The 26,177-nt window shown below is 69.9% G+C and carries 23 protein-coding genes and 1 pseudogene; 5 read left to right on the forward strand and 19 right to left on the reverse strand.

Annotated features, from left to right (window positions below):
* Positions 1 to 53: 53 nt before the first annotated feature.
* Entirely contained in the window at positions 54 to 395 is a 342-nt protein-coding gene (yajC, locus tag U742_RS0117270) for a preprotein translocase subunit YajC (protein ID WP_029355259.1), read from the reverse strand.
* 196 nt (positions 396 to 591) lie between these two features.
* Between yajC and U742_RS0117275 the strand changes: the two genes are divergently transcribed.
* A complete protein-coding gene (locus U742_RS0117275) occupies positions 592 to 1,500 on the forward strand; it encodes an ATP-binding protein (protein WP_029355261.1) in 909 nt (302 codons plus the stop codon).
* A gap of 72 nt (positions 1,501 to 1,572) precedes the next feature.
* Here U742_RS0117275 and U742_RS0117280 read toward each other — a convergent pair whose 3' ends face one another.
* The 14 genes and pseudogenes from U742_RS0117280 to U742_RS0117345 all read right to left on the reverse strand — a co-directional run bounded on the left by U742_RS0117280 (position 1,573) and on the right by U742_RS0117345 (position 16,965).
* Positions 1,573 to 2,745: a M23 family metallopeptidase gene (locus tag U742_RS0117280; protein ID WP_248310406.1), complete on the reverse strand. Its 1,173-nt coding sequence runs from the start codon at positions 2,743 to 2,745 to the stop codon at positions 1,573 to 1,575.
* Between the two features lie 215 nt (positions 2,746 to 2,960).
* A complete protein-coding gene (locus tag U742_RS0117285) occupies positions 2,961 to 3,629 on the reverse strand; it encodes a protein-L-isoaspartate(D-aspartate) O-methyltransferase (RefSeq protein ID WP_029355266.1) in 669 nt (222 codons plus the stop codon).
* 64 nt (positions 3,630 to 3,693) lie between these two features.
* Positions 3,694 to 4,455 carry a 5'/3'-nucleotidase SurE gene (gene surE, locus U742_RS0117290; RefSeq protein WP_029355269.1) on the reverse strand — a complete coding sequence of 254 codons (762 nt, stop codon included), beginning with the start codon at positions 4,453 to 4,455 and terminating at the stop codon, positions 3,694 to 3,696.
* Positions 4,455 to 5,810: a serine--tRNA ligase gene (gene serS / locus U742_RS0117295; RefSeq protein ID WP_029355271.1), complete on the reverse strand. Its 1,356-nt coding sequence runs from the start codon at positions 5,808 to 5,810 to the stop codon at positions 4,455 to 4,457. The genes surE and serS overlap by 1 nt, the downstream gene beginning before the upstream one ends.
* A 29-nt stretch (positions 5,811 to 5,839) precedes the next feature.
* Positions 5,840 to 6,637, reverse strand: coding sequence for a twin-arginine translocase subunit TatC (tatC, locus tag U742_RS0117300; RefSeq protein ID WP_029355273.1), 798 nt, complete (start codon positions 6,635 to 6,637; stop codon positions 5,840 to 5,842).
* Between the two features lie 695 nt (positions 6,638 to 7,332).
* Positions 7,333 to 7,617, reverse strand: a pseudogene (tatB, locus tag U742_RS23620) (Sec-independent protein translocase protein TatB); the annotation flags it as partial.
* A gap of 96 nt (positions 7,618 to 7,713) precedes the next feature.
* A complete protein-coding gene (locus tag U742_RS0117310) occupies positions 7,714 to 7,938 on the reverse strand; it encodes a twin-arginine translocase TatA/TatE family subunit (protein ID WP_029355276.1) in 225 nt (74 codons plus the stop codon).
* 160 nt (positions 7,939 to 8,098) lie between these two features.
* Positions 8,099 to 9,193: an ABC transporter ATP-binding protein gene (locus U742_RS0117315; protein WP_348981016.1), complete on the reverse strand. Its 1,095-nt coding sequence runs from the start codon at positions 9,191 to 9,193 to the stop codon at positions 8,099 to 8,101.
* A 43-nt stretch (positions 9,194 to 9,236) separates the two neighbouring features.
* Positions 9,237 to 9,941, reverse strand: a complete 705-nt coding sequence (scpB, locus tag U742_RS0117320; RefSeq protein ID WP_029355280.1) for an SMC-Scp complex subunit ScpB — start codon at positions 9,939 to 9,941, stop codon at positions 9,237 to 9,239.
* On the reverse strand, positions 9,938 to 10,762 hold the full coding sequence (locus U742_RS0117325; RefSeq protein WP_029355282.1) for a segregation and condensation protein A: 825 nt from the start codon (positions 10,760 to 10,762) through the stop codon (positions 9,938 to 9,940). Before U742_RS0117325 ends, scpB begins: the two co-directional genes overlap by 4 nt.
* A gap of 43 nt (positions 10,763 to 10,805) precedes the next feature.
* Positions 10,806 to 11,855, reverse strand: a complete 1,050-nt coding sequence (gene nagZ / locus U742_RS0117330; protein ID WP_029355284.1) for a beta-N-acetylhexosaminidase — start codon at positions 11,853 to 11,855, stop codon at positions 10,806 to 10,808.
* Positions 11,856 to 11,908: 53 nt separating this feature from the next.
* A complete protein-coding gene (locus U742_RS22655; protein WP_051661294.1) occupies positions 11,909 to 13,846 on the reverse strand; it encodes an SPOR domain-containing protein in 1,938 nt (645 codons plus the stop codon).
* 129 nt (positions 13,847 to 13,975) lie between these two features.
* On the reverse strand, positions 13,976 to 15,742 hold the full coding sequence (argS, locus tag U742_RS0117340) for an arginine--tRNA ligase (protein ID WP_029355288.1): 1,767 nt from the start codon (positions 15,740 to 15,742) through the stop codon (positions 13,976 to 13,978).
* A 38-nt stretch (positions 15,743 to 15,780) separates the two neighbouring features.
* Entirely contained in the window at positions 15,781 to 16,965 is a 1,185-nt protein-coding gene (locus U742_RS0117345) for a deoxyguanosinetriphosphate triphosphohydrolase (protein ID WP_029355290.1), read from the reverse strand.
* 102 nt (positions 16,966 to 17,067) lie between these two features.
* Between U742_RS0117345 and erpA the strand changes: the two genes are divergently transcribed.
* From erpA to xth, 3 genes are read left to right on the forward strand one after another with little or no spacing between them, the layout of a single operon-like run.
* Positions 17,068 to 17,418, forward strand: a complete 351-nt coding sequence (gene erpA, locus U742_RS0117350) for an iron-sulfur cluster insertion protein ErpA (protein WP_029355292.1) — start codon at positions 17,068 to 17,070, stop codon at positions 17,416 to 17,418.
* On the forward strand, positions 17,418 to 18,173 hold the full coding sequence (locus U742_RS0117355; protein WP_029355294.1) for a 5'-methylthioadenosine/adenosylhomocysteine nucleosidase: 756 nt from the start codon (positions 17,418 to 17,420) through the stop codon (positions 18,171 to 18,173). Before erpA ends, U742_RS0117355 begins: the two co-directional genes overlap by 1 nt.
* A 29-nt stretch (positions 18,174 to 18,202) precedes the next feature.
* Positions 18,203 to 18,997 carry an exodeoxyribonuclease III gene (gene xth, locus U742_RS0117360; RefSeq protein WP_029355296.1) on the forward strand — a complete coding sequence of 265 codons (795 nt, stop codon included), beginning with the start codon at positions 18,203 to 18,205 and terminating at the stop codon, positions 18,995 to 18,997.
* A gap of 20 nt (positions 18,998 to 19,017) precedes the next feature.
* On the opposite strand, the gene U742_RS0117365 is transcribed toward xth, so the two are convergent.
* A complete protein-coding gene (locus U742_RS0117365; protein WP_029355298.1) occupies positions 19,018 to 19,878 on the reverse strand; it encodes a tetratricopeptide repeat protein in 861 nt (286 codons plus the stop codon).
* Complete coding sequence (gene ilvD, locus U742_RS0117370) at positions 19,865 to 21,592, reverse strand: dihydroxy-acid dehydratase (protein ID WP_029355299.1); 1,728 nt, start codon at positions 21,590 to 21,592, stop codon at positions 19,865 to 19,867. Before ilvD ends, U742_RS0117365 begins: the two co-directional genes overlap by 14 nt.
* A 317-nt stretch (positions 21,593 to 21,909) precedes the next feature.
* Between ilvD and U742_RS22225 the strand changes: the two genes are divergently transcribed.
* Positions 21,910 to 22,113 (forward strand): hypothetical protein, encoded by a 204-nt coding sequence (locus tag U742_RS22225; RefSeq protein ID WP_038362023.1) that lies wholly within the window; start codon positions 21,910 to 21,912, stop codon positions 22,111 to 22,113.
* Between the two features lie 40 nt (positions 22,114 to 22,153).
* Here U742_RS22225 and U742_RS0117380 read toward each other — a convergent pair whose 3' ends face one another.
* Both U742_RS0117380 and U742_RS0117385 read right to left on the reverse strand, forming a co-directional pair.
* The gene (locus U742_RS0117380) at positions 22,154 to 24,985 is read right to left on the reverse strand and encodes a valine--tRNA ligase (protein ID WP_029355301.1); all 2,832 of its coding nucleotides are present in this window, start codon (positions 24,983 to 24,985) and stop codon (positions 22,154 to 22,156) included.
* A gap of 191 nt (positions 24,986 to 25,176) precedes the next feature.
* A complete protein-coding gene (locus U742_RS0117385; RefSeq protein ID WP_081853077.1) occupies positions 25,177 to 26,067 on the reverse strand; it encodes a PopZ family protein in 891 nt (296 codons plus the stop codon).
* Between the last annotated feature and the right edge of the window lie 110 nt (positions 26,068 to 26,177).

Raw genomic sequence — 26,177 nt, forward strand, 5'->3', positions numbered from 1 at the left:
GTCGTTCTTTCCGGGCGCGCCCGCTCAACGGCGGCGGGCTGCGCCGTCGCGCCTCAGGCGGCGCCGTTCTCGTCCTTGGCCGGCTCGCCCTTGGCGCGCACGTCGGAGATCATGCCGCGAAGCTGGCGAATCTTCACGTTGTCGGCCAGTTGCAGCTCGATCTCGTTGTCGTCGATCACGCGGGAGACCTTGCCGATCAGTCCGCCGGAGGTCACCACCGTGTCGCCGCGGCGGACGCCCTTCACCATTTCCTGGTGCGCCTTCACCTTGCGCTGCTGCGGCCGCAGGATCAGGAAGTACATGATCACGAAGATGAGCACGAAAGGCAGCAGCGACATCAGCATGTCGGTGCCACCCGGGCCGGCGGCCTGCGCATAGGCGGGCGTGATGAACATGGACGTTCCTTGGTCGGTCTACAAAAGGCGGGCGGCGAACCCGGCGGAAACGGCGCGGACTATACTTGCGCGCCTGCCGATTGCAACGCCCGCCAGGCGCCATCCCATCACGTTACGTCATTGAGCGTACCGCACGGTACGGAAACTTGCCGCCGCCCGCGTTGCCCGATATCCCGTGGCGGCCAAGGAGTACGCCATGACCAGCGCCCCCGCCTCGCCCGCGCCCGATCTCGTCGCCCTGCTCACCCGCGTCGCCGACGCGCTGGAGCGGATCGCGCCCCCTGCCCCGCAGCAGGTGGACTTCGCCGCCGCCGACGCCTTCGTCTGGCACGCCGATCGCGGCCGGCTGGAGCCGGTGCCGCGGGTGAACCGCGTCGAGATGGGCCTGCTCAAGGGCATCGACCGCACGCGCGACGCGCTGGTCGACAACACGCTGCGCTTCGCGCGCGGCCTGCCGGCCAACAACGCCCTGCTCTGGGGCGCGCGCGGCATGGGCAAGAGCTCGCTGGTGAAGGCCTCGCACGCCGAGGTGAATGCGACCATCCCGGCCGACGGCCTGCCGCCGCTCAAGCTGGTCGAGATCCATCGCGAGGACATCGAGACGCTGCCCGCCCTGATGGCATTGATGCGGGCCGCGCCCTTCCGCTTCATCGTGTTCTGCGACGACCTCTCCTTCGACGCCGACGACACCTCCTACAAGTCGCTGAAGGCGGTACTGGAAGGCGGCATCGAGGGTCGGCCGGAGAACGTCATCTTCTACGCCACGTCGAACCGCCGACATCTCCTGCCGCGCGACATGATGGAGAACGAGCGCTCGACCGCCATCAATCCCGGCGAGGCGGTGGAGGAGAAGGTCTCGCTGTCGGACCGCTTCGGGCTGTGGCTCGGCTTCCACAAATGCAGCCAGGACGAATATCTCGCCATGGTGTCGGGCTATGTGGCGCATTACGCCATTCCGATCGACGACGAGACGCTGCGTCGCGAGGCCCTCGAATGGGCGACCACGCGCGGCGCCCGCTCGGGGCGCACGGCGTGGCAATATGTGCAGGATGTGGCGGGGCGGCTCGGCATCCCGTTGATCGAGAAGCCTGCCGCCCCGCAGTGACCGGCGCCGAGGTCCAAACGTCGCGCCGATGAAAGGGGCTTTCGCCTTACGCCCCTTTTTTGGTGATGGGGATCAGAGGCCCGCGAGGTGCTGCGAGGGATCGACCGCCTGCGAGCCCTTGCGGATCTCGAAGTGCACCTGCGGCGAGGAGACCGAGCCGGTCTGGCCCGCCTTGGCGATGGTCTGGCCGCGCTTGACCTTGTCGCCCTTCTTCACGTCGATGGCGCTGTTGTGCGCATAGGCGGTCACCCAGCCGTCGGCGTGCTTGATGAGGACCAGATTGCCGTAGCCCTTCAGCTCGTTGCCGGCATAGGCGACGACGCCGTCCTCGGCCGCCTTGACCGAGGTGCCTTCCGGCACCGACACGTTGATGCCTTCGTTCTGCTGGCCGCCCGGCTTAGGGCCGAAGCCGGAGATGACGCGGCCGCGCACCGGCCAGCGGAACTGCACGCCGGCATCGGCGTCGCGCACCTCGACAGAACTCTCGGCGGGCTTCACGGCGGCGATGGTCTCGGTCTTCGGCTCGGCCAGCGGAGCGGGCGCCGCGGCGAGCGGCTTGGCCTCGACCGGCTTGGTGGTGGCCGCGGTCTTGGTATCCACCGGCTTGGTCGCCGGCTGCTTGGCGGGAACCGGAGCGGTGGCGACGGCGGTGGTGGGGGCCGCCGGCTTGCCGAGCGCCTGCTGCGCCGGAGCCGGCTGGACGGGCGCGGGCTGGGCCGCCTTCGGAGCGGCTGCGATCACCGCGCCGCCGCTGGCGCCCGGAATGACGAGGCGCTGGCCGATGCGCACCGAGGCATTGATGTCGAGGCCGTTCGCCTGCGCCAGCACGCTGCGCGACACGCCGTAGAGCCGGCTGATCGAGGACAGCGTCTCGCCCGAGGTGACGACATGGGCGCCGCCGGTCGCGGCCGCCGCGGTGCGGGTGGGGGTCGGAGCGGGCGCCGGGGCGGCGGCCTGCGGGCGGCTGCCATAGATCGGCTGTGCGGCCGGAGCGGGGGCGGCGGCGTAGTGCGTCTGCTGGGCGGGCGCGCCGTAGGGCTGTGCCGGGGCGCCATAAGGAGCGGAGCTGGCGACCGGCGCCGGAGCGGCGATCGGGGCGCTCTGGACGGCGCTGCTCGGCGCTGCGGGCGAAACCGATCCGGTATAGGCCGGGGGCGCGTTGGAAGCGATCGAGGTCGCGTTGGGATCGTTGAACCGGCTGACGTCGGAGCTGCAGGCCGCCGCCATTCCGGCCAGGAGGCTCACCGCCGACAACCGCAAAAGGTGCCTGGAATCGGACGCCACAAACACGCTACGCATCGCACCACACCCGAACGCTTACTGATGCGAAGATTAAGAGGCTGTACAGGTAAACAGGGGCTTAAGCCGGGGCGGCGGCGGTGGAAAATCCGGCGTAATGACGGCGGCTTGGCGCAACTTCGCCGCAAGCGTTGCTTTCCGGGCACAGTGCCCGCGCCGCCTCACAGGACGGAGGCGACACCGGGCAGCAGCGGCACGAAACGCACCGGCAGCAGGTCGCGCCGGACGATGCCTTCGGGCGTGCGCTCGAAGCGGGTCAGCATCTGCGTTCCGTCGTGCGGGCCGACCGGCGCCACCAGCACGCCGCCGGGCAGAAGCTGATCGAACAGCGCCGGCGGCACCTCTTCGATCGCCGCGCTGATCAGGATGCGGTCATAGGGGCCGCGGGCCGGATAGCCGTTCGAGCCGTCCGCCACCAGCACCTCGACATTGGAAAGGCCGAGCTTCTTCATCCGCTCGGCGGCGGCGCGGGCGAGGGTGCGGAAGCGCTCGACCGCCACCACCCTGCCCGCCAGATGGCCGAGGATCGCCGCCTGATAGCCGCTGCCCGCACCGATCTCCAATACCGAATGGCCGGGGGCGAGATCGAGCGCCACGGTGGCGGTGGCGACCACCGCCGGCTGGCTGATGGTCTGCCCGCAGGCGATCGGCAGCGCCTGGTCGGCCCAGGCCAGATCGTGGAAATCGGCGGTCACGAAGAGGTCGCGCGGCACCTGCTCGAAGGCGCGCAGGATGCGCGTGTCGCGGATGCCGCGCTTGCGCAGCATCAGCAGCAGTTCGGCGCGGGCGACCGCCTCATCCTTCTCGTCGGGCACGAACCTCACCGGCATGAGAACCCGCCCACGATACCGCCAGCACGCAACCGCGCAACCATCCTTCGAGCCTCGGCGATCCTCAGCCCCGGAAGAGCTGGGCGAGACGCGTCATCATCGGCTCGTCGGTCATGTCGAGCCGGAGCGGCGTCACCGAGATGCAGCCCTGATCGAGGGCGTGCAGGTCCGAGCCGTTCACCGTCTCGAACACGCGCCGCTCGAAGGCGATCCAGTAATAGGGGTTGCCACGCCCGTCGGCCCGCTGGTCGATGCGCAGCAGGTCCTGGTTGCGGCGCCCCTGCGCGGTGACGGCGACGCCCTTGATCTCCTCGACCGGGCGGTTGGGGAAATTCACGTTGATCAGGATGCCGGGCGGAATGCCCTCCTCCAGCAGCGTACGCACGACCTTCGGCCCGAAATGCTCGGCGACCGCATAGGGCGGCGCGTGGCGGGTCTCGAGGCCATAGGCCTGCGACAGGGCGATGGAGGGAATGCCGAGCACCGTGCCCTCGATGGCGCCGGCGACGGTTCCCGAATAGCCGACATCCTCGGCGACGTTCTGGCCGCGATTGACGCCGGAGAGCACGAGGTCCGGCTTGGCGTCGAGGATGTGGCGCACCGCCATGATCACGCAGTCGGTCGGCGTGCCCTTCACCGCGAAGCGCTTCTCCTCGACCTGCCGCAGCCGCAGCGGATCGGAGAGCGAGAGCGAGTGGGAGACGCCGGACTGGTCGAACTCCGGCGCCACCACCCACACGTCGTCGGACAAAGCGCGGGCGATGCGCGCGCAGGCATCGAGCCCGGAGGCATGGATGCCGTCGTCATTGGTGACCAGAATGCGCATCAGGCGGCTTTCTCGATCCGGTTCAGCCCGCCCATATAGGGCTTCAATGCATCCGGAATTGCGACGGAGCCGTCGGCGTTCTGGTAGGTCTCGAGCACCGCGACCAGCGCGCGCCCGACCGCGACGCCCGAGCCGTTCAGCGTGTGCACGAAGCGCGGCCCCTTGCCGCCCGATGGGCGATAGCGGGCGTTCATGCGGCGCGCCTGGAAGTCGGTGCAGGTCGAGCAGGAGGAGATCTCGCGATAGGCGTTCTGCCCCGGCAGCCAGACCTCGATGTCGTAGGTCTTCGCCGAGGCGAAGCCCATGTCGCCGGTGCACAGCGTCTGCACGCGGTAATGCAGGCCGAGTTTCTTCAGCACCGCCTGCGCGCAGGCGAGCATGCGCTCCTGCTCGAAGGGCGACTGCTCCGGCGTAGTGATGGAGACCATCTCCACCTTGTTGAACTGGTGCTGGCGGATCATGCCGCGGGTGTCGCGCCCGGCCGCGCCCGCCTCGGCGCGGAAGCACGGGGTGAGCGCGGTGAAGCGCAGCGGCAGCTCCTCCTCTGCGAGGATGCTCTCGCGCACGAGATTGGTCAGCGGCACCTCGGCGGTGGGGATGAGCCAGTGCTCCTCGCCGGCGCGGAACTGGTCGTCGCGGAACTTCGGCAACTGCGCGGTGCCGAACATCGCCTCGTCCTTCACCAGGATCGGCGGGGCGACCTCCATATAGCCGTGCTCGGTGGTGTGGGTGTCGAGGAAGAACTGGCCGATGGCGCGCTCCAGCCGCGCGAGCTGGCTCTTCAGCACCACGAAGCGGGCGCCGGAGAGCTTGGCCGCCGTCTCGAAATCCATCAGGCCGAGCGCCTCGCCGATCTCGAAATGCTGCTCGGGCTTGAAGATGTAGTCGCGCCACATCGGCACCGGCACCTCGCCCGAAGGCAGGTCCGGGCGCGGCAGCAGCTCGTAGGAGACGTTGTCGTGCTCGTCGGCGCCGTCCGGCACGTCGTCGAGCGGCACGTTGGGGATGCCGGCGAGGCTGGCGTTCAGCTCCTGCTCGATCCGCTTCAGATCGGATTCGAAGTCGGGGATGCTGTCCTTGAGGCCGGCGACCTCGGCCATCAGCGCCGCGGCCTTCGCCTCGTCGCCCGCCTTCTTGGCGGCGCCGATCTCCTTGGAGGCGGCGTTGCGGCGGGCCTGCAGCTCCTCGAGCTTCGCGATGCCGGTGCGGCGGCGTTCGTCGAGATCGATGAGCGAATCCACGAGCGCCTTCGCCTGCGCCTTGGCCTCCTGGCTCGCCTTCTCGCCGCCGGCGCGGCGCACCAGCGCGCGAACGAGCCCTTCCGGCTCCTCGCGGATCCATTTGATGTCGTGCATGGACGTCTGCCCTCGAACCCTTCGAACGCTCACGCAGCGGGGTTGGAGGCCTCCGCCGCTTCCTCCGCCGCGCGCCTGCGCTCGACGATGCGCACGAGGTAGACCGAGACCTCGTAGAGAAGCAAGGTCGGTATGGCGAGCGCGAGCTGGCTGACCACGTCCGGCGGGGTCAGCACCGCCGCCGCGACGAACACGCCGACGATGGCGTAGCGGCGGAACTTCCTGAGCTGATCGGAGGTGACGATGCCGATCTGCGCCAGCAGGGTGAGGATCACCGGAAGCTGGAAGCAGATGCCGAAGGCGAAGATCAGCGTCATGATCAGCGACAGATATTCGCTGACCTGCGGCAGCATGGAGATTTCAGCCGAACCTGGCCCCGCCATCTGCTGCATGGAGAGGAAGTAGGTCATCGCCAGCGGCATGGCGACGAAATAGACGAAGGCGGCGCCGATCAGGAAGCACACTGGGGTGGCGATCAGATAGGGCCGGAAGGCGCCCCGCTCGTGCTTGTAGAGCCCGGGCGCCACGAACATGTAGATCTGCGTCGCCACCACCGGGAAGGAGATGAACGCCGCCCCGAACATGCCGAGCTTGATCTGGGTGAACAGGAACTCCTGCGGGGCCGTGTAGATGAGCTTCACGTGCTCGGTGCCGCCGGCCGCGAACTCATAGGGCCAGAGCAGGATGTTGTAGATGAACTTGCCCAGCATGAAGCAGGCGAAGAAGGCGACGAAGAAGGCGATCAGCGACTTGATGAGCCGCGAGCGCAGCTCGATCAGGTGCTCGATCAGCGGAGCCTTCGAGGCGTCGATGTCTTCCTGGCTCATGCGCCCGGCCCTTCCTCATCCCGGGACTTCGTAGCGGCACGGCGGCCGGCGTCGGACGCCTTCGCCTTGCGGGCCGGCTTGCGCGCGGGCGGGCCGTCGAGGTCCGCGACTGCCTCGCCGAGCTCGGATTCGGCCGGCGTACCCTGCGGCTCGGGCAGCTCCGTCGGCGACACACTCCGTGCGCGCGGCTTCGGCGCAGCCTTGGTGGATGCAGCTTTGGCGACTTTCCTGCCCGCCGGCCCCGGCGCTGCGTCGAGATCGGCAACCGCCGCGTCGATCTCGGCATCCGCGACCGAGCTGAGCGGTTCCGGCAGCTCGGCCGGCGGCTTGCGCTTCGCGCGCGGCTTCACAGCAGGGGGAATATTGGCGGCCGGGGCAGCCTCGCCGCCCGAGGCAATCTCCGTAGCGGCAGGAGTCGGAGCGGATGCCTTTGCCGCGGCGGCCGCAGGCGCGGAACCGGCGGCAGCCTGAGTGCCGGTCGGCGCCGGCGTTCCGAGGGCCGAGGAGACATGCCCGTCGAGATCGGCGGCGGCGGCGCGCACCTCCTCCTCGATCTTCGCCGGCGAGATTTCGACCGGCTCGGGAGGCGGCGGCAGCTTCACGTCGGGCTCGGGGAAATCCTCGAAAGCATGCGGCTCGGCGGAAGCCGGCTCGGTCGTCGCCTCCGGCTTCGGTCCGTCGATGGAAGCGGTCGCCGCCTTCACCTCGTTCTCGATGTCGAGCAGCGGATTGCTCGGCAGCGCGCCGGAGATGCTCTTCTGGGCGTCGTCGGCGAAGCTGGTGAATTCCTTCTTCAGCCCGTCGAGCTCGGCCTCGCGCAGCGCTTCCTGAAACTGCCCCTGGAACTCGCCGGCCATGCGGCGCAGCTTGCCGATCATCTGACCGACGCTGCGAAGCACGCCGGGCAGCTCCTTCGGCCCGATCACGACAAGCGCGACGACGCCGATAACCAGAAGCTCCGACCAGCCGATGTCGAACATGACTCATGACGGGACCGCGCATCGGCGGCCCCTCCCCGTTCCGGTGTCGTTAGAGCTCCGTCACGCCCGGATCTGCCCGGGCGGACCGGCAAGGTGTCAGCCGACCTTGCTGCGCTCGGCCTCGACATTCGCCTGATGGTCGATGCTGCGGACCGGCTCGGCCGGCTTGGCGGGCGGCGTCTCGTCGTCGGCCATGCCCTTCTTGAACGCCTTGATGCCCTTGGCGGCATCGCCCATCAGCTCCGACAGCTTGCCACGGCCGAAGAGGAGGAGCACGACCACCAGCACGATGATCCAATGCCAGATGCTCAGCGAACCCATAACCCAAACTCCCTGTGCGACGCGCCGCCGGCCCCTGAAGGCTGCTCCCCATCGACCGCGCGCCTGAAATCAGATCGGACACTAGAGCAATGCGCGAAACGGGGAAACCGCATTTCTCCCCATAGGCACATCCGCCTCCGTCACAATCCTACGACGACATCTACGGTTCGTGCGCCGGGAACACAAGCACCTCTGCCGGATCAATGTGCACGCCCACTTCGTGACCACGGGCGAGGCCGGCCACCGCGCGACGGCGCGCGATGAGGGGCCGGTCGAGGCCCTCGACCGCCACCTCGTAGAGATCGAGCTCGCCGAGGAAGCGGTGCGCGACGATACGTCCCGCCCGCCCGGAGCCCGGCGCGCGCAGCTCGACGCCCTGCGGGCGGATGCCGAGCACGCCGGCCTCCCCCTCGCCCATGTCGCCGGACGCCGGGAAGCGGCCGAGCGGCGTGTCGATGCGTCCGCTCGCGACGCGGCCGCCGACCTCGTTCAGCTCACAGAAGAAGCGCGCCGCCGCGAGATCGACGGGCGCGCGGTAGAGTTCCTCGGGCGTGCCGAGCTGGACGAGGCGGCCCCTGCGCATCAGCGCGATGCGGTCGCCGAGGCGCATCGCCTCCTCGGGATCGTGGGTGACGATCACGCAGGTGGCGCGCGCCTCGCGCAGCACCTTCAGCGTCTCGGTGCGCACGCTGTCGCGCAGCCGCCGGTCGAGGCCGGAAAACGGCTCGTCCATGAGCAGGATGCTCGGGCGCGGCACCAGCGCGCGGGCGAGCGCCACGCGCTGCTGCTCGCCGCCGGACAGCGCGTGCGGGAAATCGTCGGCATGGCGCTCCAGCCCGACGCGGGCGAGCGCGCGGCGCGCCTCCCCCTCGGCGTCGGCCTTGCCGAGCCGGCGCAGGCCGAAGGTGACGTTCTCGAGGTTGGTGAGGTGCGGAAACAGCGCGTAGTCCTGAAAGACCAGCCCGATGTTGCGCTTTTCCGGCGGCACGAACACGCCGGCATCGGCGACAGTGAGGTTGTCGAGCAGGATGCGCCCGCCGGTCGGCCGCTCCAGCCCGGCGACGAGGCGCAGCAGCGTGGTCTTGCCGCAGCCGGAATGGCCGAGCAGGCAGATGATCTCGCCGGGCTCGATCTGCATGGAGACGCCGCGCACCGCCTCGACCGTCCCGTAGGAATGGCGCACGTCGTCGATGACGAGGCGGCTCGCCAGCGAGACGGGCGTGCGGGCGTAGGAGGGTTGCGCGGTCATGACCATGCGGCGGGAACTCCGGTGCGGGCGGGACGAGGCGGCGGGCGCGTCAGTCGCGCTCGTCGTCGTCGAGGGGCAGCCCCGTCGAGAATGTAAGGTCGGACGGCTCGGAATCGAGGGGATCCTCGTCGTCGTGCAGGCCGGCGTCGTCGCTCGGCAGCGGCACGGTGAGGCCGGCCGGAACCCGGGCGTCGATCAGGCCGGTGCCCTTGAGCTCCTCGATGCCCGGCAGGTCCTGGATGGTGTCGAGCGAGAAATGCGCGAGGAAGGCCTCGGTGGTGCCGTAGGTCACCGGACGGCCGGGGCTGCGCCGGCGCCCGCGCATGCGGATCCAGCCGGCCTCCAGCAGCACGTCGAGCGTGCCCTTGTTGGCGGAGACGCCGCGGATCTCCTCGATCTCGGCGCGGGTCACCGGCTGGTGATAGGCGACCACCGCCAGCGTCTCCAGCGCGGCGCGCGAGAGCTTGCGCGGCTCGGGCGCGTCGCGCGCCAGCAGGAAGCCGAGATCGGGGGCGGTGCGCAGGGTCCATTTGCCGGCGACGCGCACCACGTTGACGCCGCGCCGGGCATAGTCGGCGGCGAGCTCGGCGAGCAGCGCGGGAAGGTCGGCCCCCTCGGGCAGCCGCGCGGCGAGCGTCGCCTCGTCCAGCGGCTCGGTGGCGGCGAACAGCATGGCCTCGAGCAGCCGCAGTGCCTGCGGGCGTTCGCGCGCCTGCGGCGTCTCGGCGAGGGAGCGGGCGGGCTCGGCATTCATGCCGCCTCTCCTCCCCCCTCCTGCGTGCCGTCCTGCGAGCCCTGCCGCGGACGCACCCAGATCGGCGCGAAGGCGGCCTCCTGCTGCACGTCGATCAGCCCTTCGCGCACCATTTCGAGGCTCGCCGAGAAGCCGGAGGCGAGCGCGGTGGCCCGCATCTTCGGGTCCGCCATCCAATTGAGCAGGAAGCCGTCGAGCCGGGCCCAGTCGCCATCGGCCGGCAGCCGGCCGATCAGGCGTTCGAGGCGTTCACGCGCGTCGGCCAGCGAGAGCACGTTGCGGGGGGCGAAGCGCACCTGCGAGAGCGCCACGCGCTGACGCTGCGCGCCATAGGCGGCGAGCAGGTCGTACAGCGTCGCCTCATAGACCGGGCGCGTCGTCACCGAGAGCGGCTCGGGCGCCCCGCGCGCGAAGATCACATGGCCGAGCCGGTCGCGCGTGGCGAGATGCGCGGCGGCGGCGCGGATGCGCTCCAGCCGGCGCAGGCGCTCGGCGAGATCGGCGGCGAGATCGGCCGCGCTCGGCCCCTCCTCCTTCGGCGGCTCGGGCAGCAGCAGGCGCGACTTCAGGAAGGCGAGCCAGGCCGCCATGACGAGATAGTCCGCGGCGAGCTCCAGCCGGATGCGCCGCGCCTCCTCGATGAAGTGCAGATACTGCTCGGCGAGCTCGAGGATGGAGATGCGCGAGAGATCGACCTTCTGAGTGCGGGCCAGCGCCAAGAGGAGGTCGAGCGGACCTTCGAAGCCGTCGACATCGACGACGAGCGCCGGGTCGCCGACGCGCGCGGCCTCGGCTTCAAAGGCGAATTCGCTCTGCTCCATCGGCTCCGACGGCGTCCTTATGCGGCTTTCGACAGCTTGCCCCTCAGGCAGCGGCGATCATAGCCGAAAAACGCGCCTGTGCCTGCGAAACCTCAAGGGTTTCCGGCGCGCGCAGCCTTTGCAGCGCCGCCGCGCAGCGCCGCGCCGCCTCGCCTTCGAGCACCGGGGTGCGGGAGGCGACCTCGGCCATCTCGTCGAGCCGGCCGTTGCAGTGAAGCGCGAGGTCGCAGCCGGCCGCGAAGGCCGCCTCGGTGCGGCTGGCGAGCGTGCCCGACAGAGCGCCCATGGAGAGGTCGTCGCTCATCAGCGCGCCGTCGAAGCCGATATGGCCGCGAATGATCTCTGCGATCACCCGCGCCGAGGTGGTGGCGGGGCGGTCCGGATCGATGGCGGCATAGACGACATGAGCGGTCATGCCGAGCGGCAGGTCGGCGAGCGCGCGGAACGGGGCGAAGTCGGTCGCCTCCAGCTCGGCGCGCGAGGTCTCGACCACCGGCAGGCTCTCATGGCTGTCGGCGCGGGCGCGGCCGTGGCCGGGGATGTGCTTGAGCACCGGCAAGACGCCGCCGGCCTCCAGCCCCTGCGCAGCGGCGCGGGCGAGCGCGGCGACCTGCGCGGGCGTCGAGCCATAGGCGCGATCCCCGATGATGCCGTGTCCCTCCGGCAGACGGAGGTCGGCGCAGGGCACGCAGTCGACATTGATGCCGAGGCTGGCGAGGTCCTGCGCCATCAGCCGCGCGCCGAGCCGGGCGGCTGTCTTCGCGCCTTCGAGATCGCCGCCGTCGGCCATGGCCGCGAACACGCCGGCCGGCGGATAGGCCGGCCAGTGCGGTGGGCCGAGGCGCTGCACGCGGCCGCCCTCCTGGTCGATCAGCACCGGGGCGTCCGGACGGCCGACGATGGCACGGAAGGCGCGCGTCAGCGCCGCGACCTGCGCCGGCGAAGCAACGTTGCGGCGGAACAGGATCAGCCCCCACGGGCGCGAGGCGGCGATGAAGGCCGTCTCCTCGGGCGAGAGCTCGGTGCCGGCGCAGCCGGTGATGAACGCACGCACAGGCGCGGCGGGCGTCGGGTCAAGGATCGGAGAGAACATGGCGGCGGGTTACCGTTCGGCCGAGAAGGGGTCAAGCGGCGGTGCGTCGCCGATCAGTTCCTCTGCACCACGCAGTCGCCGCCCTGGGCGCGCAGGCTCTGGCAGAGCTGGTTCGCCTGGTCGCGGCCGGCGAACGGCCCGACCTGCGCGCGGTAATAGATGCCGCGGTCGCCGAGGTCGGCGCGCCGATAGGTGGCGCTGTAGCTGCCGAGAATGCCCGGGAACTTGCTCTGCGTGGCACGGAAGGCGGCCTGCGCGTCGGCCTGCGAGCGCTGCGAGGCGATCTGCACGAAATAGCCGCTCTGACCGGTGCTGGCGGTCGCCGCCGGCGCGGTGGCCGGCGCCGCGGTGGCGGCGGGAGCCGGAGCAGCGGCCGCGGGAGCCGGCGCGGCAGCCACGCGGGGCAGCGGCAGCGGGACGTTGGCCGGCATCGGAGCGGAGGCCGCCGGCGCCGGAGCGGGATCGGCCGGCATCGGCGCCATGGGCTCGACCGGCGCGGCGGCGACCGGCTGCTGGGGCGCAACCGGCATCGGCTGCGGTGCGGCGTCGGTCATGGCGGGCGGGGCCGGAGCGGCGGTCGGCGCCTCGACGACGGTTCCGTCGGCGCGGACGGTCAGCGTGCGCACGCGCTTCGGCTCGGTCGGATTGGCCGGGGCCGGAGCGGCCTCGGTGCCCGGCAGCGTGGAGAGCGGAGCCGGGCTGGCCGGCTTCGCGGTCGGCGCGCTGTTCGAGGTCGGCAGGATGACGCGCGGCTGCGCGGCCTGGTTCACGTCGACCGGCTGTTCCTCGCGCGAGACGACGCGCTCGTTGCCGGTCGGCGCGGCATCGCCGCCGACGCGGTCATAGATGAGCTTCTGGCCGTCCTGCTGCGCCTGCCCGGCAGGCACTTCCGGCTGGGCCGGCGTGATCTTGTTGGGGCCCTGATCGGCGCGAATGACCGGCGGCGCCGCGCTCGACACGACGGAGGAGCCGGTCAGGGCGCGATAGCCGAACACCGCGCCGGTGCCGAGGACCGCAAGGCCGGCCACAGCCGCGACGAGGAACAGGCGGCGACGGCCGCGCGAGGGCTGCTCCTCCTCATAGGCGTCGTAGACCTCGTCATACTCCTCCTCGGCCGCGGTCTCGTAGCCGTCATGCTCGGCGGCCGAGCGGCCGTAGTCGTAGACGTTGTCGTCGGCGTCACCGGCATCGAGCTCGATGCGCCCCTCGTCGCGCGCAGGCGCAGCGGCGGGAGCGGGCTGCGGAGCCGGGCGGGCGGGGGCGGGTGCCGCCGGCGCGGCGCGCTCGACGCGCGGCGCGATCTGCGGGGCCGGCTCGCGCCGCACTTCCGGCGGCCGGGTGGTCACCTCGCGGGTGAGCGGACGCAGCTCTTCCTCGAAATCGAAATTCTGGCCCAGCGCCGCGGCGACCGCCGCCTCGGCGGCGCGATCGGCGCGCGGATCGCGCTCGACGGGGCGCGGCTCCGCGACGCGAGCCTCGGGAGCACGAACGGGAGCAGGCTGCGGGGCAGGCTGCGCCGGAGGACGACGGAACGCCGGCTCCTCGCCCTCGCCATCCACCCGGCGACCATAGACCGGGGAATGGCCCGGTTCGGCGTTCACCAGGCTGCGGTTGACGTCGCGGGCGGCATCCTCGATCGCGTGGCGCTCACTGCGCGACGGGGTGGACGCCAGGCGATGGGTCGGCTCGGCATAGACCTCGGCGGCGAGCGCGGAGAACGAGCCGCGCGGACGCTCGGCGGGACGCGGCGCCGGCTGCGGCTCGAAATGCGGCTGATCCGGCTCGGGCGCAGGATAGGCGGGACGCGGCGCGGGGGCCGGCGCTCGCGCAGCCGGCTCACGAGCCGGCGCGGGCTGCGGCCGGGCGGGACGCGCCTCGTTGGCATTGAAGAACTCGGCGAAGGGGTCTTCCTGGCCGATCAGCCGCGCGAGTTCCGCGAGCGGGTCGTCGGCAGGCCCCTGGTCGGCCGCGGGGCGCCGCCCGTAGGCCAAGTCGTCCTGCCGAAACCGCGCCCTGCTGTCATTACCCATTTCACGAACCCGTGCTGCGAACCGTTCCACACCGGCCGGCGGCCGGTGGCATCACGGCAGCGGACGGCCACGTATGGCACCACGACCCACTCACCGCATTTCTTCGGGAGCATCGACCCCAAGGACGGACAGTCCGGAAGCGATGACCAGCGCAGTCGCATGAATCAGACCGATCCGCGCATAGGTCAAGACTCGATCATCTTCGATAATGAAGCGTAAATGAGGCGAGTCCTTGCCGCGATTCCACTGGGCGTGGAGGGCACTTGCGAGATCATAGAGGTAGAACGCCACCCGGTGCGGCTCGCGCGCGGCGGCGGCCTGCTCGATCAGGCGCGGGTATCCCGCAACCAGACGCGCGAGGCCGATCTCGCCCTCGTCGGTGAGCCGGTCGAGCTCCGCCGAGGCGAAGGCCGCGGGCTCGCGTGGCAGCTCCGGGAACGCGATGCGGGCGTTGCGCAGGATCGAGGACGCCCTCGCATGGGCGTACTGGACGTAGAACACCGGGTTCTCGCGCGTCTGCTCGATCACCTTGGCGAGATCGAAGTCCAGCACCGCGTCGTTCTTGCGGTTGAGCATCATGAAGCGCACCGCGTCGCGGCCGACCTCGTCGACCACGTCGCGCAGGGTGACGAAATCTCCGGCGCGCTTCGACATCTTCACCGGCTCGCCGGCCCGCAGCAGCCGCACGAGCTGGCAGAGCTCGATGTCGAGGCTCCCCTCCCCGCCGGTCGCCGCCTTCACCGCCGCCTGCATGCGCTTCACATAGCCGCCGTGGTCGGCGCCCCAGACGTCGATCATGCGCTTGAAGCCGCGATCGAACTTGTCCTTGTGATAGGCGATGTCGGCGGCGAAATAGGTGTAGCTGCCATCCGACTTCATCAGCGGCCGGTCGACGTCGTCGCCGAACAGGGTGGCGCGGAACAGCGTCTGCTCGCGATCCTCCCAGTCCTCGACCGGCGCCCCCTTGGGCGGCGGCAGGCGTCCCTCATAGACGAGGTCGCGGGCGCGCAGCTCGTCGAGCAGCCGGTCGATGATGCTGGCGTTGCCGCCGTCCCGGGCATGCAGCGTGCGCTCGGAGAAGAACACGTCGTGACGGATGTTGAGCGCGCCGAGATCGGTGCGGATCATCTCCATCATTGCATCAATTGCTGCAACACGTACCAGCGGCAGCCACTGGTCTTCCGATTTGACCAGCAGCGTGTCGCCATACGTCGCCGCCAGCGCCTTGCCAACCGGCACCAGATAGTCGCCGGGATACAATCCCTCGGGGATGGTGATGCTCTCGCCGAGCGCTTCGCGGTAGCGCAGGAACACCGAGCGGGCGAGCACGTCGACCTGCGCGCCGGCGTCGTTGATGTAATATTCGCGGGTGACGCTCCAGCCGGCGAAGGCCAGCAGGTTGGCCAGCGCATCGCCGAAAACGGCGCCGCGGCAATGGCCGACATGCATCGGCCCCGTGGGATTGGCCGAAACGTACTCCACATTGATCGGCTGCCCGCCGCCGAGATCGGCGCGGCCATAGGCGGCGCCGAGGCCGAGCATGGCGGCAAGCACGCGCGGCCAGTAGCCGGGAGCCAGCGAAATGTTGATGAAGCCGGGGCCGGCAACGCCGACCGAGGCGACGCCTTCGACCTCGGCGAGCTTGCCGGCCAGCTTCTCGGCGAGATCGCGCGGCTTCAGGCCGGCGTCCTTGGCGAGCACCATGGCGGCATTGGTCGCGAGATCGCCGTGGCTGGCATCGCGCGGCGGCTCGACCACGACGCGGGTGGCATCGAGGCCGCCGGGCAGGACGCCCTCGGCCGCGAGCGCGGCGAGTGCGGCACGGACGTGATCGGCGAAGATCGCGTAGAGGTTCATCATAGGCTCCGGGCGGCCATGCCGGCCGCGCGGTGCGGCTAGCGCAGTTCCGGGGTCGAGTCAAAGAGCCGCGCATGCTCGGCGAGCGCGTAGCGGTCGGTCTGGCCGGCGATGAAATCGGCGATGCGCCGCGCCCGCGCCTCCTCCGTCCGCCCGGCGACCGTCGCCCGCCATTCCGCCGGCAGCGCTTCGGTATCGGCCATGTAGCGGCGGAACAGGTCGCGCACCACCTCGCCGGCATCCTCCATCACCCGGGCGACGCGCGGGTGGCGGTACATGTGCGGGAAGAGGAAGCCCTTGATCGCCTTCTCCGCCTGCGCGACCTCCGGCGAGAAGCCGACCAGTGCCCTGCCCGCCCGGCGCACATCGTCGGCCGAGCCCACGCCGGCCTCCCCGGTCCGGCGGCCCGTCTCCGTGACCACATCCTCGATCAGCACGGTGATCAGCCGGCGGCCGATCTCGTGGATCATGCGCGGCTCCCCGATGTCCGGCCACTGCGCTCGGATTTCCGCGATGATCGCGCCGATCAGCGGCAGCCCGGCGAGCTCGTCGAGCCCGAACAGCCCGGCGCGCAGGCCGTCGTCCATGTCATGGACGTTGTAGGCGATGTCGTCGGCGATGGCGGCCACCTGCGCCTCCGCCGAGGGCCAGCTCCACAGCCACAGGTCCTGCCGCGCCGCATGGGTGGCGATGGCGTGCGGCAACAGCCCGGCGGGCGCGACCGCCAGCGGCCCGTTGTGCTTGACGATGCCCTCGTGGCTCTCCCAGACGAGGTTCAGCCCGTCGAAGGCCGGATAGCGGTTTTCCAGCCGCGTGACGACGCGCAGCGACTGCGCGTTGTGATCGAATCCCCCATAATCCGCCATGCAGGCGTTCAGCACCCGCTCGCCGGCATGGGCGAAGGGCGGGTGGCCGAGATCATGGGCGAGCGCCACCGTCTCGGCGAGGTCCTCGTCGAGACCGAGCGCGCGGGCGATGGACCGCGCCACCTGCACCACCTCGAGCGTATGGGTGAGGCGCGTGCGGTAATGATCGCCCTCGTGATAGACGAAGACCTGCGTCTTGTGCGCAAGCCGGCGGAAGGCGCTGGAATGGATGATGCGGTCCGCATCGCGCCGGAAGGTGCTGCGGGACGGATATTCCGGCTCGGCGACAAGGCGCCCGCGACTTTCCTCAGCGCGCGACGCCCATGGGACGCGCGGGCGTGCTCCCGCTACCGCCATCAGCGCCCTCCCCCATGCCAGCCACGCGAAAAATGCCCTTGGACTCAGGGCGGGCAGCACTTAACTATTGGGGCAGGTCATATTCAACCCGAAGGCTGCGACATGAGCGCAAGCGTTTCGAGCGAGCAGGTCGCGGTCACCGACCGGGCGGCTCGGCGGATCGCCGAGATCCTCGCCGGCGAGCCCCCGCAGAGCATGCTGCGGGTGAGCGTCGAGGGCGGCGGCTGCTCCGGCTTCCAGTACAAGTTCGACATCACCCGCGAGCGGGCGGAGGACGACATCGTCATCGCCGAGCACGGGGCGACGGTGGTCATCGATCCCGTCTCGCTCGAATACATGTCCGGCTCGCACATCGATTTCATCGACGACCTGATCGGCGCCTCGTTCAAGATCGAGAACCCGCACGCCAGCTCGTCCTGCGGCTGCGGCACCAGCTTCGCGCTCGCCCTCTGATGGCAGCGGTCGGCGTTCTGTGCGCGCTCGCGCAGGAGCTGGCTTTTCTCATCGACAATCTGGACAGCGACGGCATCCATGACGTCGCCGGCATGCGCTTCCACACCGGACGGCTCGATGGCCGGCCGGTGGTGCTGGCGCAGGCCGGCATGGGCAAGGTGAATGCGGCGATCGCCACCACGCTGCTAATCGAGCGTTTCGGCGCGCGGCTGGTGGTATTTTCGGGTATTGCCGGCGGGCTCGATCCGGCGCTGGCGATCGGCGATGTGGTGATCGCCGACCATGTGGTGCAGCACGATGCCGGCCATCACGGCCCCGATGGCTTCGTCGCCTATCAGGCCGGGCACCTGCCCTTCTTCAATCCGACCGAGCAGCTCGGCCTCGCGGCCGATGTGGGCATGATCCGCACCGTGCGGGCCGAACTGGCCGAATTGGTTCTGGCGCCGCTCTCGCGCGCCGCGGGCGGGTCGGACCTGCCGCCGAGGCTGACGGTCGGCCGCGTGCTCACCGGCGACCAGTTCGTCAACAGCGAGGTCTTGCGCGAACGCCTGTTCACGCAGTTCGGCGCGCTTGCTGTGGAGATGGAAGGCGCCGCGATGGCCCAGGCCTGCTCCGCCTTCGGCGTGCGGTGGCTGGTGATCCGGGCGCTGTCGGACCTTGCCGGGCACGAGTCGCATTTCGACATCCACGTCTTCGCCGAGGAAGTCGCCCGCTCCTCGGCGCTGATCCTGCGCCGACTGCTGCCGGTGCTGTAGACTGGCGCCCGGAATCGCCGGAGGACCGCATGCGCATCGCCACCTGGAACGTGAACTCCATCCGGCTGCGGCTCGACAACACACTGGCCTGGCTCAAGGAGCGCCAGCCGGACATCGTGTGCCTGCAGGAGATCAAGTGCCAGGACGACCAGTTTCCGCGCGCGGCCTTCGAGGCCGCCGGCTACAACGTGGCCGTCCATGGGCAGAAGGGCTTCAACGGCGTCGCCGTGCTCTCGAAGCTGCCCTTCGACGAGGTCACCACCGGCCTGCCCGGCGACGGGGAGGACGTGCAGTCGCGCTTCATCGAGGTGGTGGTGTCCACCGGACGCGGCGTCGTGCGCGTGTGCGGCATCTATCTGCCGAACGGCAATCCGCCGGATACCGAGAAATATCCCTACAAGCTCGGCTGGATGGCGCGCCTGCGCGCCCTCGTCCAGCAGCGCCTCGCGCTGGAGGAGCCGCTCGTCATCGCCGGCGACTACAACGTCATCCCCGAGCCGGAGGACGCGCGCGACCCCGCCCTCTGGGTCAATGACGCGCTGTTCCTGCCGAAGACGCGCGCGGCGTTCCGCTCGCTCCTCAATCTCGGGCTGACGGACGCGGTGCGCGCGGTGAGCGACGCGCCGGGGCTCTACACCTTCTGGGACTATCAGGCCGGCGCCTGGCAGAAGAACAACGGCATCCGCATCGATCACCTGCTGCTGTCGCCGCAGGCGGCCGACCACCTCAAGGCGATCGGCATCGACAAGCACGCGCGGTCCTGGGAGAAGCCGTCCGACCATGTGCCGGTCTGGGCCGAGCTGGATCTCCCCGCCCGCGCCTGACTCTACGTCAACTCAGTGGCTTAGCGATCGACCTTCAAGTGCTGCTCGAGATAGAGCAGTGCCATGGCGCGCTCGTCTGAGGTCGCCTCGGAGAAGGCTTCGTCATAGCTCTCGACGATCCATCTGTCGCCCGAACTCGCCGCCGCGTCGCGCGCCAGCGTGAGCCACATCAGCCCGCGCGCGGCCTGCCGGGGCACGCCCTCGTCGCCCTTGAACAGCAGCGCGCCGAGCGCGGCCTGCGCCTGGTACTGCCCCTTCTGCGCGGCGAGGCCGAGCCAGCGGGCGGCGAAGCGCGGATCGCGCTGAACGCCGTTACCGTCGATGTAGAGCCGGGCGAGTTGGTACTGCGCATCCGGATCGCCGAAATAGGAGGCGGCATAGGCGAACATGTCGCGGGCGCGGCCGAGATCGCGGCGCACCTTGCTGTTCGGGATGCCGTTCAGATAGTAGCCGCCGAGCGCGACGAAGGCGTCGGCCACGAAGCGGGCCTGCGGCGCCGACGGGTTGTCGTCGGCATGCATGTTGGCGATCTGCGTGAAGTAATCGAACGCCTTGATGTCGTCGCGGGCGACGATATCACCGTCCGCATACATGCGGCCGAGCTTCCACTGGGCGCCGGGGTGGCCCTGGTCGGCGGCATAGCGCAGGGAATCGATCGCCTTCTCGGTCTCGCCGGAGCGCAGCGCGCGCGTGCCGAGCCGCACGGCCTCGTCAAGCGGACGACCGAGCGCGCTGGGCGCCGCCGCCGGGGCCGCGACGGCCGGGTTCGGCGCGGCGGGAGCCGGCGGGGAATCGGTGTTGCCGTCGAACGCCAGGGCGGCGACCGGCGTAAGGCCGAGCGCCACGGCGAGCGAGAGGGCTGAAAGGTCAAATATCCGCATAGCACGATGTCTCGGCGGCACCACCCGGATGGGTGACGGCGCCCGCGCGCGCCGGCCCGACGGCCTGCGCGAATTTCCAGATGGCCCCCGAGCCGAAAGACGACGGACGCGGCTGCCAGGCGCCACGGCGCGCGGCCAGTTCCTCGTCCGAAAGCGCGACGTCGAGGATGCCCTCGACCGCGTCGATGGTGATGATGTCGCCGTCGCGGATCAGTCCGATCGGGCCGCCGACCGCCGCCTCCGGTCCGACATGGCCGATGCAGAAGCCGCGCGTGGCGCCCGAGAAGCGTCCGTCGGTGATGAGCGCGACCTTGTCGCCCATGCCCTGGCCGTAGAGCGCCGCGGTGGTCGAGAGCATCTCGCGCATCCCCGGACCACCCTTCGGGCCCTCGTAGCGGATCACCAGAACCTCGCCTTCCTTGTAGGCGCGGTTGGTGACGGCCTCGAAACAGGCTTCCTCGCCGTCGAAGCAGCGGGCCGGGCCGGTGAACTTCAGGTTCTTGAGCCCGGCGACCTTCACGATGGCGCCGTCCGGGGCGAGATTGCCCTTCAGGCCGACCACGCCTCCGGTGACGGTGATCGGATCATTGGCCGGACGCACCACGTCCTGATGCGGGTTCCATTTTACCGAAGCGAGGTTCTCGGCGATGGTGCGGCCGGTCACCGTCAGGCAGTCGCCATGCAGATAGCCGTGGTCGAGCAGCGTCTTCATGAGCAGCGGGATGCCGCCCGCCTCGAACATATCCTTGGCCACATAGCGCCCGCCCGGCTTCAGGTCGGCGATATAGGGCGTGCGCTTGAAGATCTCGCACACGTCGAACAGGTCGAATTCGATGCCCGCCTCATGGGCGATGGCCGGCAGATGCAGGCCGGCATTGGTCGAGCCGCCGGAGGCCGCGACCACGGTAGCGGCGTTCTCCAGCGCCTTGCGGGTGACGATGTCGCGCGGGCGGATTCTGCGCGCCAGAAGCTCCATCACCTGCTCGCCGGCGGCCATGCAGAACTTGTCGCGGATCTCATAAGGGGCCGGCGCGCCGGCCGAATAGGGCAGCGCGAGGCCGATCGCCTCGGAGACGGTGGCCATGGTGTTGGCGGTGAACTGCGCGCCGCAGGCGCCGGCCGAGGGGCAGGCCACCTGCTCCAGCTCGTCGAGGTCCTCGGCCGACATGGCGCCGACCGAGTACTTGCCGACCGCCTCGAACAGGTCCTGCACGGTCACCGGCTGGCCGCGATAGGAGCCGGGCAGGATCGAGCCGCCATAGATGAAGATCGACGGCACGTTGAGCCGCACCATCGCCATCATCATGCCCGGCAGGGACTTGTCGCAGCCGGCGAGGCCGACGAGCGCGTCATAGGCATGGCCGCGCATGGTGAGCTCGACGCTGTCGGCGATCACCTCGCGCGAGGCGAGCGACGCCTTCATGCCCTCATGGCCCATGGCGATGCCGTCGGTGACGGTGATGGTGCAGAACTCGCGCGGCGTGCCGGCGGCCGCGGCGACGCCCTTCTTCACCGCCTGCGCCTGGCGCATCAGCGAGATGTTGCAGGGCGCGGCCTCGTTCCAACAGGATGCGACGCCGACCAGCGGCTGGTGAATCTGCTCGCGGGTGAGGCCCATCGCGTAAAGATAGGAGCGGTGCGGCGCGCGGGCAGGACCTTCGGTCACGTGCCGGCTCGGCAGCCTCGTCTTGTCGATGATCGTCCTGGCGTCCATCTACGCGCGCGTCCCGGCAGCGACGGAATTCTCGGGCACTGCACCCGGACACTACTCTCCACCGCGTCTCAGTCGGATTTCGTGCGGGTTTGTGGCGGCTTCGCGGCGTTCGGTCACGCCCCAGAGCGTGGCGTGGCGAATGCGCGCCACTGTTGCGGGAACGACACGGAATCACCCTGCCCCGAAGGCGCGCCATCTCTTCCGCGGACTCTTCCGGGGACATGTCGTCGCTCTGTCATATGGCCGCGACGAAGAAGTGCCAGAGGAGCCGCCCGGGATTGGCATCGCACGGTGCTCAAGGAAACAAGGAGATCAACATGTCGAGCGGCAATATCGTCGAGCGCCTGCGCACAATGGCGGCGGACCTCGACCGGTTCCCCCGCGACAAGATCGAGGACGAGCTGTCGGAGGCCGCCGACGTGATCGAGCGCCTGCGCGCGGAGCTGGACAAATATCTGCCGCCGGTGACGGACGACGCCGTTCCGGCTTCGTCGACGCCGCCGGCCGCCACCGAGAGCTGACCGCGGCCAGCCGGCTTCGGGAGCGGGTACGGCGGGCCGGCTATGCCGCGCCGATCCGCGACAGCGCCTCGCGGATCTTCGCCGCGCGGGCCTCGGCCGCCTCGCGGCGCTCACGTTGCTCCTCGATCACCTCTTCCTTGGCCCGGGCGAGGAAATCGGGATTGCCGAGCTTGGCATCGACGCGGGCGATGTCGTCCACCGCCTTGGCGAGTTCCTTGGAAAGCCGCGCGGCTTCCGCCACCATGTCGATGACGCCGGCGAGCGGCAGCGCCGCCGTCTCGCCGCGCACGACGAGTTGCACCGCGCCCTGCGGTGCCTCGTCGGCGAAGGCGATGGAGGACAGGCGCGCCAGCCGGACCAGCGCGTCGTTCCAGCGGCTCGCCCGCTCGCGCGTCTCGGCACTCGCGCCGACCAGCACCAGCGGCAGTTGAGCCCCGGCCGGCACGTTCATCTCGGCGCGCACGGACCTGATCTCGGTGACGAGGTCGATCAGCCAGCCGATCTCCGCCTCGGCCTCCGGCGCCTCCAGCCCGACGAGCATCGGCCACGGCGCCAGGGCGAGATAGGTGTCGCGCGCCCTGCCGTGCTCGACCGTGCGGTGCCACAGCTCCTCGGTGAGGAACGGCATGAAGGGGTGCAGCAGCTTCAGGATCTCGTCGAGCACGAAAGCGGTGGTGGCGCGGGTCTCGGCCTTCCACGGGCTGTCAGCGTTCATGAAGACGGGCTTGGCGAGCTCCAGATACCAGTCGCAGAAGATGTTCCAGACGAAGCGATAGGCCGCGCCGGCCGCCTCGTTGAACTTGTAGGCATCAAGCGCTTCGGTGATCTCGGCGGCAGCGCGCTCTGTCTCGCCGACGATCCACCGGTTCAGCGTCGAGGTGACGGCGGAGGGCACGAAGGCCGGATCGTGCCGGCACTCGTTCATCTCGGCGAAGCGGGCGGCGTTCCAGAGCTTGGTCGCAAAGTTGCGATAGCCCTCGACGCGCGAGGTCGCCAGCTTGATGTCGCGGCCCTGCGCCGCCATGGCGGCGAGCGTGAAGCGCAGCGCATCCGCCCCGTACTGGTCGATCAGCGAGAGCGGATCGATGACGTTGCCCTTGGACTTCGACATCTTGGCGCCCTTCTCGTCACGGACGAGGGCGTGGATGTAGACGTCCCTGAACGGCACGTCGGGCATGAAGTGCAGGCCCATCATCATCATCCGGGCGACCCAGAAGAAGATGATGTCGAAGCCGGTGATCAGCACCGAGGTCGGGTAGTAGCGCTCCAGCTCCTTGGTCTCGTCCGGCCAGCCGAGCGTCGAGAACGGCCAGAGCGCGGAGGAGAACCAGGTGTCGAGCACGTCCTCGTCGCGGGTGATGAGGGCGGCGCATTTCTCCGGATCGCCGGCGAGCTCCTGCGCCTCGGCATCGGTGATGATACCCGCCTGCACGCAGTGGGCGAGCGCGCTCGCGACCGCCTCCTCCTCCGTCTCCTCGACGAAGACGGTGCCGTCCGGCCCGTACCAGGCCGGGATCTGGTGACCCCACCAGAGCTGGCGCGAGATGCACCAGGGCTGGATGTTCTCCAGCCACTCGAAATAGGTCTTCTCCCAGTTCTTCGGGACGAAGGTCGTCCGCCCCTCCCGCACGGCGGCGAGCGCCGGCTGGGCGAGCGTGTGGGCGTCGACATACCACTGGTCGGTCAGCCAGGGCTCGATCACCGCGTTGGAGCGGTCGCCATGCGGCACCATATTGATGTGCGGCTCGATCCTGTCGAGCAGGCCACGCTCCTCCATCAGGGCAATGACCGCCTTGCGTGCCGCCTCGCGGCTCTGGCCGTCGAGCGCCAGCACCTGATCCAGATCGATGCCGGGCACCGCGCCGTCGAGGAAATCGCCATTCTCCATCAGCGAGAGACGCGCCTCGGCGTCGAGCACGTTGATCATCGGCAGGTCGTGGCGGCGGCCGACCTCGAAATCGTTGAAATCGTGCGCCGGGGTGATCTTCACCGCGCCAGTGCCCTTGGTCGGGTCGGAATACTCGTCGGCGACGATCGGGATCAGCCGGCCGACCAGCGGCAGCTTCACCTTCGCCCCGGCAGCCACCAGCCCCTGATAGCGCGGGTCGTCCGGATGCACCGCAACCGCCGTGTCGCCGAGCATGGTCTCGGGCCGGGTGGTGGCGACGACGATGTAGTCGCGGGTCTCGAACTCGACCGGCTGGTCGTGCTCGTCGAACACGATGGGGTGCTGATAGGTGACGCCGTCCGCCAGCGGATAGCGGAAATGCCAAAGGTGGCCCTTCACCTCGACCTGCACCACCTCAAGATCGGAGATGGCGGACTGGAACTTGGGGTCCCAGTTGACGAGGCGCTTGTCCTTGTAGATCAGCCCTTCCTTGTAGAGCTGGACGAACACCTTCACCACGGCGCGGGACAGCCCCTCATCCATGGTGAAGCGCTCGCGCGACCAGTCGCAGGAAGCGCCGAGGCGCTTGAGCTGCTGGATGATGGTGCCGCCCGATTCCTCCTTCCACGCCCAGACGCGCTCGACGAAGGCCTCGCGACCCATCTCGCGGCGGCCGGGCTGCTGGCGTTCGGCGAGCTGGCGCTCGACCACCATCTGCGTCGCGATGCCGGCATGGTCGGTGCCGACCTGCCAGAGCACGTCGCGCCCGCGCATGCGCTCCAGCCGGCAGAGGATGTCCTGCAGCGTGTTGTTGAGCGCGTGGCCCATATGCAGCGAGCCGGTGACGTTCGGCGGCGGGATCACGATGCTGTAGGGCTTCGCCCCCACGCGGTCGGCGCGCCCGGCCTTGAAGGCGTCGGCCGCCACCCATGCCTCATAGATGCGGCCTTCGACGGCGGCGGGATCGAACCTGTTATCGAGCATGACGGCTCCGGCACCTCGCATGTCCGACGCCGGCGTGTGGACACGCGTTCTGGAAGGAAAGCGTGTCCGAACCGCTGGAAAGCGGTCCGGCAGCGCTCATGTGGCGTGGTGGGACAGAAAGCGGAGGCGGTGAGCCGAGTCAATCGGCCTCACGGTATGGCCGCCCCGCGATCATCGGTGCCGGCGACGGATCAGCGGCCGCCACGGGCGACGCGCTCGATCTCCGCGCGTACCAGGCGCTCGACGATGGTCGGCAGGTTCTCGTCGAGCCAGTGCCGCAGCATCGGGCGCAGCAGCTCGGCCACCATGTCGTCGAGCGAGCGGCTGTTGCTGGTCATGATGGTGCGGGCCAGCGTGCCGAAGGAGGCCGCGACCGCGCTGTCGGTCGGCGGCGAAACCAGCCGTTCGGCATCGGCCGGCGCCGCAGACCGCCGCTGGCTGTCGGCGAAGGAGGATTCCGGGCGGCGCGGAGAATAGGCGGACGCCGTGCTGCCACCCGCGGGCGTCGCGGCAGGCCGGTAGGCGGACGACAGCGACGGGCGCACCGTCGCCGTGGCAGACGCTGCCGGCGTTGCCGCAAGCGTTGGGACCGGTCGCGCCGGTGCAGCGGTGATCGGTTCCGCCGCGGGTGCCGGGGCCGGACGCTGATCCGCGGGCTGAGCGAGTGCGTCGCTAGCCGGCGGCGGCGGTGACGGCGGAAGCGCCGGGAGTTCGTCCATGAGCGCGTTCTTCAGCGCCTCTTCGATCTCGAACTGCACATCCTCGATGCCGAACTGACCAGGCGGGACCGGAGCGCGCTGTTCCGCCGGCATGGAGGCCAGCGGAGGCTGCGAGGTGGCAAAGCTGCGCAGCGGCTCGACGGACGCCGGCCGAGCCGCGGACGGCGCCGTGCCCGACATACCCTGAAGCGACGCTGCCCGCGGCTGCGGAGCGGCCGCCGACGGCTGCACTTCCGCCTGGGGGGTTGCTGCGGCTGCCGACCGGGCGGCCGAACGCCGCGTGCCGTCGTCGGCGATGATGCGGCGGATGGACGCCAGAATGTCTTCCATCGACGTGTCGGACGTCCTGGCGGTCACGGACATGCGCTAAACCCGATCATAGGAGTGCTTCAGGCCCGGCGACGCCGTCCTTCGACGAATCACCGCCAAATACCAAGGGATTATCGCATCGGGAGCATCGCCGCGCCAAGCGG

The organism is Allobosea sp. 117 (assembly GCF_000702305.1).
GTDB lineage: Bacteria > Pseudomonadota > Alphaproteobacteria > Rhizobiales > Xanthobacteraceae > Ancylobacter.